Origin of the sequence: Novosphingobium profundi (assembly GCF_018491765.1) — a bacterium.
Taxonomy (GTDB): Bacteria; Pseudomonadota; Alphaproteobacteria; order Sphingomonadales; family Sphingomonadaceae; genus Novosphingobium; species Novosphingobium profundi.
Map to the genome: position 1 here is coordinate 120,614 of NZ_JABWCU010000012.1, position 12,337 is coordinate 132,950.

12 protein-coding genes are annotated in these 12,337 nt (G+C 64.7%); 8 read left to right on the plus strand and 4 right to left on the minus strand.

Going from position 1 to position 12,337, the window contains the following annotated elements:
- The first annotated feature begins 68 nt into the window (after nt 1–68).
- The 5 genes from rpmF to HT136_RS15080 all read left to right on the plus strand — a co-directional run bounded on the left by rpmF (nt 69) and on the right by HT136_RS15080 (nt 3,143).
- A complete protein-coding gene (rpmF, locus tag HT136_RS15060; RefSeq protein WP_013833797.1) occupies nt 69–248 on the plus strand; it encodes a 50S ribosomal protein L32 in 180 nt (59 codons plus the stop codon).
- Nucleotides 249–275: 27 nt separating this feature from the next.
- Nucleotides 276–1,337, plus strand: a complete 1,062-nt coding sequence (gene plsX / locus HT136_RS15065; protein WP_214200617.1) for a phosphate acyltransferase PlsX — start codon at nt 276–278, stop codon at nt 1,335–1,337.
- Nucleotides 1,337–2,308: a beta-ketoacyl-ACP synthase III gene (locus HT136_RS15070; RefSeq protein WP_214200618.1), complete on the plus strand. Its 972-nt coding sequence runs from the start codon at nt 1,337–1,339 to the stop codon at nt 2,306–2,308. Before plsX ends, HT136_RS15070 begins: the two co-directional genes overlap by 1 nt.
- A 110-nt stretch (nt 2,309–2,418) precedes the next feature.
- Nucleotides 2,419–2,715 (plus strand): integration host factor subunit alpha, encoded by a 297-nt coding sequence (locus HT136_RS15075; RefSeq protein WP_214200699.1) that lies wholly within the window; start codon nt 2,419–2,421, stop codon nt 2,713–2,715.
- A 41-nt stretch (nt 2,716–2,756) separates the two neighbouring features.
- Nucleotides 2,757–3,143, plus strand: a complete 387-nt coding sequence (locus HT136_RS15080) for a MerR family transcriptional regulator (RefSeq protein WP_214200619.1) — start codon at nt 2,757–2,759, stop codon at nt 3,141–3,143.
- A 75-nt stretch (nt 3,144–3,218) separates the two neighbouring features.
- Here the strand turns inward: HT136_RS15080 and HT136_RS15085 are convergent, their stop codons facing one another.
- Nucleotides 3,219–3,764, minus strand: coding sequence for a SixA phosphatase family protein (locus HT136_RS15085; protein ID WP_214200620.1), 546 nt, complete (start codon nt 3,762–3,764; stop codon nt 3,219–3,221).
- A gap of 58 nt (nt 3,765–3,822) precedes the next feature.
- Nucleotides 3,823–6,543, minus strand: a complete 2,721-nt coding sequence (locus HT136_RS15090; RefSeq protein WP_214200621.1) for an ATP-dependent DNA helicase — start codon at nt 6,541–6,543, stop codon at nt 3,823–3,825.
- 148 nt (nt 6,544–6,691) lie between these two features.
- On the opposite strand from HT136_RS15090, the gene HT136_RS15095 reads away from it, so the two are divergent.
- Nucleotides 6,692–7,402 (plus strand): PadR family transcriptional regulator, encoded by a 711-nt coding sequence (locus HT136_RS15095; protein WP_214200622.1) that lies wholly within the window; start codon nt 6,692–6,694, stop codon nt 7,400–7,402.
- Nucleotides 7,399–7,698, plus strand: a complete 300-nt coding sequence (locus tag HT136_RS15100; RefSeq protein ID WP_214200623.1) for a DUF2218 domain-containing protein — start codon at nt 7,399–7,401, stop codon at nt 7,696–7,698. The genes HT136_RS15095 and HT136_RS15100 overlap by 4 nt, the downstream gene beginning before the upstream one ends.
- A 120-nt stretch (nt 7,699–7,818) precedes the next feature.
- Here HT136_RS15100 and HT136_RS15105 read toward each other — a convergent pair whose 3' ends face one another.
- Nucleotides 7,819–8,700: a mechanosensitive ion channel family protein gene (locus HT136_RS15105; RefSeq protein ID WP_214200624.1), complete on the minus strand. Its 882-nt coding sequence runs from the start codon at nt 8,698–8,700 to the stop codon at nt 7,819–7,821.
- A gap of 123 nt (nt 8,701–8,823) precedes the next feature.
- Here HT136_RS15105 and HT136_RS15110 point away from each other — a divergent pair, with 123 nt between their 5' ends.
- Entirely contained in the window at nt 8,824–10,449 is a 1,626-nt protein-coding gene (locus HT136_RS15110; protein ID WP_214200625.1) for a lysine--tRNA ligase, read from the plus strand.
- Nucleotides 10,450–10,452: 3 nt separating this feature from the next.
- Here HT136_RS15110 and HT136_RS15115 read toward each other — a convergent pair whose 3' ends face one another.
- Entirely contained in the window at nt 10,453–12,333 is a 1,881-nt protein-coding gene (locus tag HT136_RS15115; protein WP_214200626.1) for a DUF885 domain-containing protein, read from the minus strand.
- Nucleotides 12,334–12,337 lie beyond the last annotated feature (4 nt).

Below are 12,337 nucleotides of genomic sequence, written 5' to 3' on the forward strand. Positions count from 1 at the left end.
CCGCCGGTCCGAAGACGGTCCCTGGCGGCCTTTTTGACATTAACGCATTTCCAGGAACAGGTGCCGAGATGGCAGTCCCCAAAAGAAAAACCACCCCGTCCCGCCGGGGTATGCGTCGCAGCCATGACGCGCTCAAGGTCGAGGCCTTTCACGAGTGCCCGAACTGTGGCGAACTGAAGCGCCCGCACAACCTCTGCAACGCTTGTGGCCACTACAACGGCCGTGAGATCGTCGCGGTCGAAATCTAAGACCACGTACGAGTTCGGAGATTGCCCATGAGTTTGCCGCGTATCGCCATTGACGCGATGGGCGGCGACGAGGGGGTGCGCGTCATGATCGAGGGCGCTGCACTTGCGCGCCGTCGTCATGACCGGTTCAAGTTCCTCCTCGTCGGCGACGAGGAGCGGATCAAGGCCGCGTTGCAGGATCATCCGAACCTGCGGGCCTCTTCCGAGATCATCCATACCGATGGTGTGATCAGCGGAGAGGACAAGCCCAGTCAGGCCCTGCGACGTTCCAAGGGGACGTCGATGGGGCGTGCGATCGAGGCGGTCAAGGCAGGTGATGCCGGGGCCGCCGTGAGCGGCGGAAATACCGGCGCGCTCATGGCGATTGCCAAGCTCACCTTGCGTACGATGCCCGGCATCGATCGTCCGGCGTTGGCAGCCTTGCTGCCCACGCTCGGCGATAACGACCTGATCATGCTCGATCTCGGTGCCAATACCGAGTGCGACAGTCGCAACCTGGTCCAGTTTGCGATCATGGGTGCGGCCTATGCGCGCGTGGCCACCGGCCGCTCGCAGCCGCGTGTGCGTCTGCTCAACATCGGAACCGAAGAAATCAAGGGCACTGAGCTCCTGCGCGACGCGTCCGCGATCCTGCGCGAGGCGGCCAAGGATCTTGCCATTTCCTTCGACGGCTTCACCGAGGCCGACAAGATGGCGCGTGGCGACGTCGACGTCGTCGTGACCGACGGTTTTTCCGGGAACATCGCCCTCAAGGCGGTGGAAGGGACCGCGCGGTTCGTCGCGGATCTCCTGCGTCGCAGTTTCGCAAGTTCGCTGCGCTCCAAGATCGGCTTCCTGATCTCGCGCCCGGCAACCGAACTGCTCAAGCACCATCTTGATCCCAACAATCATAACGGCGCGGTCTTCCTCGGGCTCAACGGCATTGTCGTGAAGAGCCACGGTGGAGCGAACGCGGCGGGTGTCGCCAATGCGGTGGCCGTGACCGCACGCCTTCTGGAGGAACGAGTGACCGAGCGTATCAGTGCCGACCTTGCCCGCGTGGGCGAGTCTTCGCTCTGGATGCCTGGCCAGCAGGAAGAGCGGGCCTGATGCGCCGTTCTGTCCTGGTCGGAACGGGCTCCGCACTTCCCAAGAAGGTCGTTACCAACAGCGAACTGGCCCAGCGGGTCGACACCAGCGACGAGTGGATCGTCGAGCGCACCGGGATTACCCAGCGCTATATCGCGGACGAAGGCGAGACGACCTCGAGCCTGGCGACCGACGCGGCGCGCAGGGCAATCGAGGCTGCAGGCTTTGAGCCCGCGTCCATTGACCTCATTGTCCTGGCAACCGCCACCCCCGACCAGACTTTCCCCGCGACCGCCACGATCGTCCAGCACAACCTGGGCTGTGGCGGGGGCATCGCGTTCGATGTGGCCGCGGTGTGTTCGGGCTTCCTCTATGCGCTGGGCGTCGCCGACTCGATGCTGCGCACGGGTATGGCCAAGCGCGCCGTGGTGATCGGCTCGGAGACTTTCAGCCGCATTCTCGATTGGGAGGACCGCACGACGTGCGTCCTGTTCGGCGATGGTGCGGGTGCGGTGGTTCTCGAGGCCCAGGAACAGGCCGAGGGCGAGACGCCGCGCGGCGTCCTTGCCACCAAGCTTCATGCCGATGGGGCGCACAACCAGCTTCTCTTCGTCGACGGCGGGCCGTCGACGACCGGCACGGTCGGGCAGCTGCGCATGAAGGGGCGCGAGGTATTCCGCCATGCGGTGGTCAACTTGGCCGATGTCCTCAACGAGGTTCTCGAAAGCGAAGGGCTCGGCACCGCGGACATCGACTGGCTCGTTCCGCACCAGGCCAATGCGCGTATCCTTGATGGCACGGCAAAGAAGCTTGGCCTGCCGCCGGCAAAGGTCGTGAAGACGGTCGATCAGCACGCGAATACCTCGGCCGCCTCGGTGCCGCTCGCGCTCGACCAGGCCGTTCGCGACGGGCGCATCAAGGCCGGTGATCTTGTCGTCCTGGAAGCCATGGGCGGGGGCTTCACCTGGGGTGCAAGTCTACTTCGCATCTAAACTCGATCAGACGCACTGCGATTGCGCTCAGTACTCGACCCAGCATTGCATTTTTCGTTGATTTTCATATCATCCTTTCAGGCAAAGCGTATGAAGGGGATGCAGGCTTGATGGGGTCAGTGGATACATTGACGCGGGCGGAACTCGCCGATGCCATTCATCGTCAACTCGGACTTTCGAGGGCGGAATCGTTGACCATGGTGGAGGCTATTCTCCAGCACATGGTGACGGCTCTCAGCGACGGCGAGAATGTGAAGATCTCGGGCTTCGGAACGTTCCTTCTGCGTGACAAGGGTGAGCGAATGGGGCGTAATCCCAAGACCGGGGTGGAGGTTCCGATCACGCCGCGCAGGGTGCTAACGTTCCGGGCCAGCCAGATGCTGAAAGACCGGATTTCCGGAATCTGAGGCATTTTGGAGAAATTATTCTGAATAATTCCAATGTTTTGATGAATTCCTCGGAGAAAGCTTTGGGGAAGCGGCCGGGTGCCATGCGCACGATTGGCGAGGTCAGCGATGCCCTTGGCATCCGTCAGCACGTGTTGCGGTATTGGGAAACCCAGTTTCCCATGCTGCAGCCCGTAAAGCGCAGTGGATCGCGCCGGTATTACCGCCCCGAAGACATCACACTGCTCGCGACGATCGATCGGCTCGTGCACCAGGAAGGGTATACATTGAAGGGGGCCTGCCAGCTGATAGAGGCAGGTCAGGCTGGTAATGCGGCCGCGTTGCAATCGAAGGCCGCAACGGTGCCCGCCGATCCCGATGGCGAATCTCTACATGATTCGCTCAAGAAATTGCGCGATCGCTTGGCTGTTTCGCTCGCTTCCAGCTAGTAAATTGATAGTATTTTCCGAAGGGAAGGACCTTAAATCACTTCGGGAATGGACCTGAAACGAGCCGGTGTTGAATCAGTATTCGGCGTTGGGGCCAAGCTCGGGGTCCAGGTCGCGTGGCCTCTGGAGATGGACGAGCTTCGCGCAGGCCATATCGACTTGGTCCCAGCGCTCGATATCGAGTTCGAGGACGGCGTAGGCGGCTGTCGGCAGCTTCTCTTCTACGACGTCGCGCAGCGGCGAGCGGCCATCGTCGGGGACGAGATCGAAGATCAGGTCTTCCAGTCCGGGGTTGTGGCCCACCATCATGATCGAGCGGGGGTCACCGTCCTGTTCGCGCAGGATATCGATGAGGGTCGCTGAACTGGCGAGGTAGATGCGCCGGTCCCAAGTAATCGGCGGCGTCTCGCCAGCCGCCTCGCAGGCGATTTCCAGCGTTTGTGTCACACGGACGGCGGGTGAGGCGATCACGCGGCTCCAGCCTACCGCATGATCGCGGATGTGCAGCCCCATGATCGCGGCGCCCTTGCGACCGCGGTTGTTCAAGGGGCGATCGAAATCGCGCAAGCGGGCATCGTTCCAGTCGGACTTGGCGTGGCGAAATATTCCAAGGGTCTTCATGGGGTCTGCCGCTTTCTAGACGTGTGTTCGTCGGCCAGGGGGTCGCAGCGCCAAGCCATCATTGGTGGGCGGCCGGATCGGTCCTGTCCGATATCGCATTCCCTGAAGCATGACCGGCAACGCGCTGTAAAGCCTCGTCGAGCGAAATGCGATGGATGGGAGTGCCTTCGGGGAAGGCATCGAGCAGCCGCGAGGGGAACGCCGAGGACAGCACCACGAAATGCCCACGGTCCCCCTTGCTGCGGATCAGGCGGCCAAAGGCCTGCGCGAGGCGAGCCCGGATGATGCTGTCGTCATAGGCCGATCCGCCACCGGCCAGCCGCCGGGCGCGATGCAGGATCGTGGGGCGGGGCCAGGGCACCTGTTCCATCACGACCGTACGCAGCGAATGGCCCGGCACGTCGACGCCGTCGCGCAGCGCGTCGGTGCCCAGCAGCGAGGCCGATGGATCGTCGCGGAAAATGTCGACGAGCGTGCCGGTGTCGATGGGATCGACGTGCTGCGCGTAGATCGGCAGGCCGCCGCGTGCGAGGCGATCGGCGATGCGCCCGTGAACCGCGCGCAGGCGTCGGATCGCGGTGAACAGGCCAAGTACGCCACCTCCCGAGGCCTCGATGAAGCGGCCGTAAGCAGCCGCGAGCGCGGCGATATCACCGCGCGGCACGTCGCGCACGATCAGCACTTCGGCCTGGCTGGCGTAGTCGAACGGGCTCGGGCTGAGCGAGAGACGGGGCGTGACCTCGATATGCGCGACGCCCGAGCGGGCGATGGCGTTGTCCCAGTTGTCACCGTCGCGCAAGGTGGCCGAAGTCATGACCACGCCGTGAGCCGGTTCGAGGACGACGCGGGCGAAAGGCTTCATCGGGTCGAGCCAGTGGCGGTGAATGCCGATATCGAATTCGCGGGCTTCGGAGCGATCGAGCGCGAGCCAGTCGACGAATTCGGGGTCGGTGGGGCCACCCAGGCGTTCCAAGATTGCCTCCCAGGCGAGGAGCAGGTCGATCCGCCAATTGAGCGAATGGCGCGCACCTTCGATCCTCGCACGGCCCTGGCCGTCGAGCCAGTCGGGCCCGTCTTCAAGCAGGGCCTCGAGCCGCAGTCCGAGCTGGATGAGTGGCTGGCGCAGTTCGGTGAGGGCAAGGCGCGCAGCCTGCGCGACTTCGACGAAGGAGCCGTCGAGCGCGGCGGCCTCGGTCTCGAGCCCGTAGCCCGCTTCCTGCCCGCCACTTTCGTCGCGCGCATAGACCGTGGCACGCACGGCGGCGAGCAGTTCCTCAAGCGGGCCCGAGGGTTCGCCATCGGTGATGCGCTGGAGCCAGCCGTCGCTGGGCAAGGCCTCGGCGGCGGACAGCGCGGTAAGAATGGCCTTGTCGCCGGCATCGTCGTAGCTGGCGACGTCGGCGAGGCGCGCGGCGAGGCCTCGGCGTCGGCCCCGGGACTTCTTCTCGGGGCCGATGACCCAGCGGCGCAATTCGATCATCTCGCTGCCCGAGAGTTCAGCGGCAAAGGTCGAGTCGGCGGCGTCGAAGACGTGATGGCCTTCGTCGAAGACAATGCGGGTCGGGCGCGAAGCGGGATCGCGTCCGCGCGCGGCGTTGATCATGACCAGCGCATGGTTGCCGATGACGAGATCGGCGCCCACACTGGCACGGGTCGCGCGCTCGATGAAGCATTTGCGGTAATGCGGGCACCCGGCATAGACGCATTCGCCGCGCTGGTCGGTGAGCGCGGCGATCCCGCGCTTGCGAAAGAGCGTGCCCAGCCAACCGGGAAGATCGCCCCCGATCATGTCGCCGTCCTGGGTGTAGGCTGCCCAACGCCCGACCAATTGCGCGAGGATTGCCGCGCGTCCCGCAAAGCCGCCCTGGAGGGCATCTTCCAGGTTGAGCAGGCACAGGTAGTTCTCGCGGCCCTTGCGCACGACGACGGGCTGGCTGCCGTCGGGGCGGCGCTCGGGCCAGGCGCGGCGGCTTTCCTTGCGCAATTGGCGTTGGAGGGCCTTGGTGTAGGTGGATACCCAAACCGTGCCACCGCTCGCCTCGGTCCAGACCGAGGTCGGGGAAAGGTAGCCCAGCGTCTTGCCCACACCTGTTCCGGCCTGGGCCAGAACCACATGCGGCTGGCCCGCGTTGGTGCGCGGTGCGAAGGCCTTGGCCGCGGCGAGTGCGAAGGCCTTCTGCCCTTCGCGCTCCTCGGCGCCGCTGCCGGTGAGCTCGGACAGCCGATCGAGCACCGCGCCGTCGGGCATGAGCACCTGGCGGGGCTGGGCGGGTTCGGGCTTTTCCTCCCATTCGGGCAGGCGGGTGAATATCCAGCGCTCGGCGCGCAGCGGTTTGGCGATCCGCTGGACGAGTAGCGAAGCCCAGGGCCAGCGCATCTTGATAAGCGACTGGAGCGAGGTCCAGGCGCCTTCGCGCTCTGCCCAGTCTGGCTCCTCGCACGTGCGCAGGAGCCGTTCTGCGGCGCGTTGGAGAAGGTGCGCGACTCGCGCGTCGCTATCCGCTCGATCGATGCCCAGCGCGTCGGCGAGGCCCTTGGGCGTGGGCACCACGAAGCGGGCTGGGTGGATGAAGGCAAAGAGTTCGAGGAGGTCGAGTCCGGCAAGGTCGGGATAGCCAAGACGCGTCGCCAGCAGCGGGGCGTTGAGGATGAGGTGCGGGCTGTCCGCAACCGCCGTTACCGCCTGGCCCTTGGAAATGCCGCGCGCATGTCCGCCCGCGTCGGCGATCCAGCAACCTCCATGGCTGGCGTGAAGGGCAGGGAGGAAAGGGCCGGACATCTCTCCATCCTTAGGAGCGGTGCTGGACGATGGGAACATGCCTCGGCGGTCTATCCGCACCTGATGCGACGGCCTGATACAATTTTACTCTTGTTAAATTGCTTACAAGATATATCTTGAAACCATCATGAAGAATATGGATATGAAGATGCGAAGCAAGCATGGACAGCGCCGCGATGGCGCATTCGAATTTGACGGTCCGCGAGGCATGCACGGCCATGGCGGTCGGTGGGGCGGTCGCCATGGCGGCGCGCGCGGCCCGTTTGGCGGGGAAGGATCCGGCTTTCGGGGTGACCCGATGGGCGGTGGCTTCGGCGCAGGTGGTTTCGGAGGCGGCGGTGGCCGCGGACGCGGTGGCCCCGGTGGTGGGCGTGGCATGGGCGGAGGGCGCCGTCGCCGGGTCCTGGACCAGGGGGAGCTTCAGGTGCTGATCCTGTCGCTGCTCATCGAGGCCCCGCGCCACGGTTACGACCTCATCCGCGAAATCGAGGCGCTCACGGGGGGCGAATACGCTCCGAGCCCGGGCGTGGTCTACCCTGCGCTCACCTACATGGAAGAGAGCGGTCTGATCGCGATCGCGACCGACGAAGGCGCGCGCAAGTCCTATGAGGCGACGCCGGAGGGGCGCGCAAGGGCGCAAGAAGACGCGGAAAAGGCCGAAGGTCTGCGCAAGCGCCTGGCGGCGCTTGCCGATGCGCGCGAAAGGACGGACCCGGCCCCCGTGCGGCGCGCGATCCAGGCGCTGCGGACCGCGGTCTTCGATCGCCTCTCGCAGGAAAATGCCAGTCGCGAACATGTCCTCCAGATCGCCGATGCGCTTGATGAGGCGACCCGCAAGATCGAGAGGATCGAGGTATGAACACAATCGCGGCGCGGGTCGCTACGCCCAATGGCGGCAAGTACGTGCGGCAACTGTGCAAGCACTGGAGCCACAAGCTGGAGACGACCATCGAGGGCGACGTGGGGACGGTAACGTTCCCCGGCGCCCGGGCGGTGATGGCAGCGGACGAAGAGGCGATCGCCATATCGATCAGCGGAGTTTCCCGCGAGGAAGTTGAGCCGCTTACCGATGTCGTCGCGCGCCACATCGATCGTTTCGCGTTTCGCGAAGCGCCGCTCGTCTACGAGTGGAACTGGGTCGAAACGGCAGACTGACCGTCTCGACTTGCTCGAGGTCTCGTGCCTTGCCGCCATCTGGCGGCAGGGCACGAGACCCGATCACTGTTTTGGGGAGAACGCCTCATGGAACATGTGCACTACGTACCCCGTCCGCATTCACGCCGCGCCGTGCTGCTCCAGCGCCTTCGGGCGCTCCATGCGCAGCGGCTCCTTGAAGGTGTTGGTGACGTAGGGGAAGGGAATCTCGATCCCGGCGTCGTCGAGCGCGGCCTTGACGGCGAAGATCACCTGGCTGCGGGTTAGGCGCAGATCCTGGATCGAGGTGTCGTTCCACCACTGGACCAGGAAGTCGATCGAACTGGCGCCGAAGGCCTGAGCGAATACGACGGTGCCTTTTTCAGCGTCGATTGCCTCGACCGTCTGGAGCGCGCTTTCGATGATCGCGCGGGCCTGGTCGAGATCGGTGTCGTAGGAGACGCCCACGATCACCTCGTTGCGACGCAAGTGCTGGTCGGTCAGGATCTCGACAGGATTCTTGAACAGCATCGAGTTTGGCATCACCGTCAGCTCACCGCTGAACTGGCGCACGTAGGTCTCACGCAAAGTGATGCGTTCGACTTTGCCGGTGAGGCCGTTGCACTTGATGGAATCGCCGATGTTCATCTTCTCGCGCAACATGATCAGGACGCCGGCGAGGAAGTTTTCAAAGATGTCCTGGAACGCAAAGCCGATCGCCAGGGCGCCGACGCCGAGGCTGGCGAAGGCACCGGCCGGCGTGAAGCTCGGGATGGCGACGGTCATCGCGATAAGCGCACCCACGATCCAGACAGCGAGCTTGGTGATCGTCTCGGTCAACTGCTGGAGGTCGGTGCGCAGATTGGCGCGCTGGGTAACCCGGCCGATGATCCGTACGACGACGCGGGCCATGATCCAGGTCGCGACAAGCACGAGAACTGCGATGGCAAGCGATGGCAGAAGCTGGATGAAGCCCTTGGCCATGCCCTCGATTTCCTTGCTCAGGGTATCGAAATAATTCACGTAAGATTTCCGTCCTTCTGGTGCCTTCTGCACCTAACTGTTCAGCAGCGCTGAGGGTTCCTTGTGCGTTTTGACGCCCGAAGGCGCTTGCGAAATCGCGCGGGATCGCAGATGAGCGCGCGCATGACTGAAAACGACCTCATCGAAGCCGCCCGTGTGTCCAAGGCCTGGCCCTTCCAGGAGGCCCAGAAACTGCTCAAGCGCTATCCGAATGGCAAGAGCGGTGCGGACGGTTCTCCAGAACCGATCCTGTTCGAGACCGGTTACGGTCCTTCGGGCCTGCCGCATATCGGCACGTTCCAGGAAGTGCTGCGCACGACGCTCGTTCGCCGCGCCTACGAAGCCCTGGTCGGAGCGAAGCCCGAGGACGGCGTCACCCGTCTGGTTGCCTTTTCGGATGACATGGACGGCCTGCGCAAGGTCCCCGACAACATTCCCCAGCCCGAACTGCTGGCCGCGAACCTGGGCAAGCCGCTTAGCCGGATTCCCGATCCGTTCGGCAAGTTCGAGAGTTTCGCGCATCATAACAATGCGATGTTGCGTGATTTCCTCGACCGGTTCGGCTTCGACTACGAGTTCGTCTCGGCAAGCGATCGCTACAATTCGGGCCAGTTCGACGCGGCGCTGAGCGGGGTGCTGACCCATTACGACGCCATCATGGGCGTCATGCTGCCGACCTTGCGCGAAGAGCGTCGCAAGACCTATTCGCCGGTCCTGCCGGTCTCGCCGAGCACGGGCGTCGTCCTGCAAGTGCCGATCGAAGTGCTCGATCCGGCCACCGGCCTGATCCGCTTCACCGACGAGGACGGCACAAGCGTCGAGCAGAGCGTGTTCGGCGGGCAGGCCAAGCTGCAGTGGAAGGTCGACTGGGCGATGCGCTGGGTGGCGCTCGGTGTCGACTACGAGATGTGCGGCAAGGACCTGACCGACTCGGTCACGCAATCGGGCAAGATCGCCAAGATCCTGGGCGGCCGCCGTCCCGAAGGCTTGATCTACGAGCTGTTCCTCGACGAGAACGGCGAGAAGATCTCCAAGTCCAAGGGCAATGGCCTCACGATCGAGCAGTGGCTGACTTACGGCACCGAGGAATCGCTCGGCTTCTACCTGTTCCGCGAGCCCAAGAGCGCCAAGCAGCTGCACATCGGCGTCATTCCCAAGGCGGTTGACGAGTATTGGCAGTTCAGCGGCAATCTTGCCGGGCAGGCGCTCGACAAGCAGCTCGGCAACCCGGTCTGGCACCTCACGCGCACGAACGGCATTGGCGACGCGCAAGCGGCGGTCCCGCCGGTGACGTTTGCGCTGTTGCTCAATCTCGTCGGCGTGCTCGGCGCCAATGCGACGCGCGAGCAGGTCTGGTCCTACCTTTCGAATTACGTCGAAAGCGCCGATCCGGCTGCGCACCCCGCGCTCGATGCGATGGTGACTGCTGCGCTCAATTACAACCGCGACTACATCGCGCCCACTCTCCAGCGGCGCAAGCCGGAGGGCGGCGAAGTGGCCGCGCTCGCCGCGCTCGATGCGCAGCTTGCGGCAATCGCGGCCGATGCCTCGGCGGAGGACTTGCAGAATATCGTCTACGAGATCGGCAAGGACCCGCAGTACGGCTTCGAGAGCCTGCGCGACTGGTTCAAGGCGCAGTACGAGACGCTTCTGGGCTCGTCGCAAGGGCCGCGCATGGGCAGCTTCATCGCGCTCTACGGCATCCCCGAAACGCGCAAGCTGATCGCCGAAGCGCTTTCGGCCGATTGATCGCTAGCGGGCTTGCCGCGCGGGGGGAGCGCCCGCCTGCGCGGCAAGCCAGCGCTCGACCCGCTCCTGGAGCACGTCGAGCGGCAGGGCGCCCGATCCGATGACCTCCTGGTGGAAGGCGCGGATGTCGAAACGGCTGCCGAGCCGCGTCTCGGCCTCGCGGCGCAGCTTCTGGATCTCGAGCGCGCCGATCTTGTAGGACAGCGCCTGTGCGGGAAGCGCGATGTAGCGATCGACTTCGGTCTCGGCGTCGCTGCGCCCCATGCCCGAATGCGTCAGCATGTAGTCGATCGCTTGTTGGCGCGACCAGTGCCTTGCATGGATGCCGGTATCGACGACGAGCCGCATGGCCCGCAGCATCTCGTCGTCGAGCGTGCCCCAGTGTTGGAGCGGATCGGCGTAGAGGCCCATGTCGTAGCCCAGCGTCTCAGCGTAGAGTGCCCAGCCCTCGACGAAGGCGTTGTTGTCCGCTTCGCGCTGGAAGGCGGGCAACCGCGTGTTCTCCCGGGACAGGCTGATCTGGAGGTGGTGCCCGGGCATGCCCTCGTGGAGGTAAAGCGTCGTCACGCCAGAGACGAAGCGATGCTTCAGGTCGTAGGTGTTGTAGAAGAAGGTCGCGGGCGCTCCGCTCTGCACCCCGCCTTCGGAATAAGACCCGCCCGCCTCGAAGCGTGCGCGGAATGCGGGATAGGGTTCGACGAGCAGCGGGGTGCTGGGCACATGGGCGAAGAAGCGCGGTAACTGCGCATCGACGATCCGGGCGACGGCTTCGTAACGCTGTTGCAGATCCTGGGCCGAGTGGGGGTGGAAGCGCGGATCGCTGCGGATGGCCTCGAAGAAGTCGTGCAGCGATCCGGTGTTGCCCAACTGGTGCGAGACGTGATCCATCTCGCCCTCGATCCGGGCAACCTCCGCCAATCCCAGAGCATGGACCGCGTCAGGGTCGAGCGGCAGGGTCGTCTCGCGCGCGATCAGCGAACGGTAGTAGGCGTTGCCGCCGGGAAGGTCGGACAGGCCGATGCTCTCGCGCGCCGCGGGAAGGTATTCGCTCTGGAGGAATTGGCGCAGGCGCTGGTAGGCGGGAAAGACGTCGTGGGCGGTCGCATCGCGAAACTCTCCGGCGATCGCGTCGCGCGTGCCCTTTGCAAGGCTCGCGGGCAGGGCCGCGATGGGGGCGAGAAACGGGGCGCCGGCGTCGGGACTGTCGAGCAGCGCATCCAGTTGCAGGAGCAGATTGGCAACGGTCAGGCGTGGTTCGACGATACGCTTCGCCATGCCTTCGCGAAAGCGCGCGATCGCGTTGTCGATGATCACGGGATAGGCGCGGTAGAGACGAAGGGCCTTCGCGAAATCCTGCGGTGTCTCGTAGGCAAAGGCGCCACCCGGCGCGACGAGCGAGGGCAGCTCGAGGTCGATGCCGCCGAAATGGTTGAAGGGTTGGACGCCTTCGAACACGCGCACTTCGGGGCGCAAGCGATCGATTTCGGCACTCTTGTCGCGCATGAAGAGGATGCGCGAGAGGCGCATGTCCTCGCTCAGTGCGCAGGCGTCGACCGCTCCGGCCTCCATCAGGCTGCGCTGCGCGGAGGCAAGCCGGTCGCGTTCGAGCGCGTCAGTGAAGATCCGCTCGAGCGCGGTGTCCTGCGTGACGTCGCCGCGGTAGATGGCGGCAAGCGGATGAAGCTGCTCCTCGCGCAGGCGGTCCTGCGTGAAAAGGTTCAGGAGCGTGGTTTCCGCAGTCGGCTGGGAGACTTGTGGCGATCGGCCGGCACGTGACGGGCACGCCGGCTCGGCCGCATAGGACGGGGTTCCCAGCAGCAGAAGACCCCCCGCGGCAATCCCGGCGAGACGCGTAAGTAGGCGAATTTTCGAAGCGCGGGCCACGCGG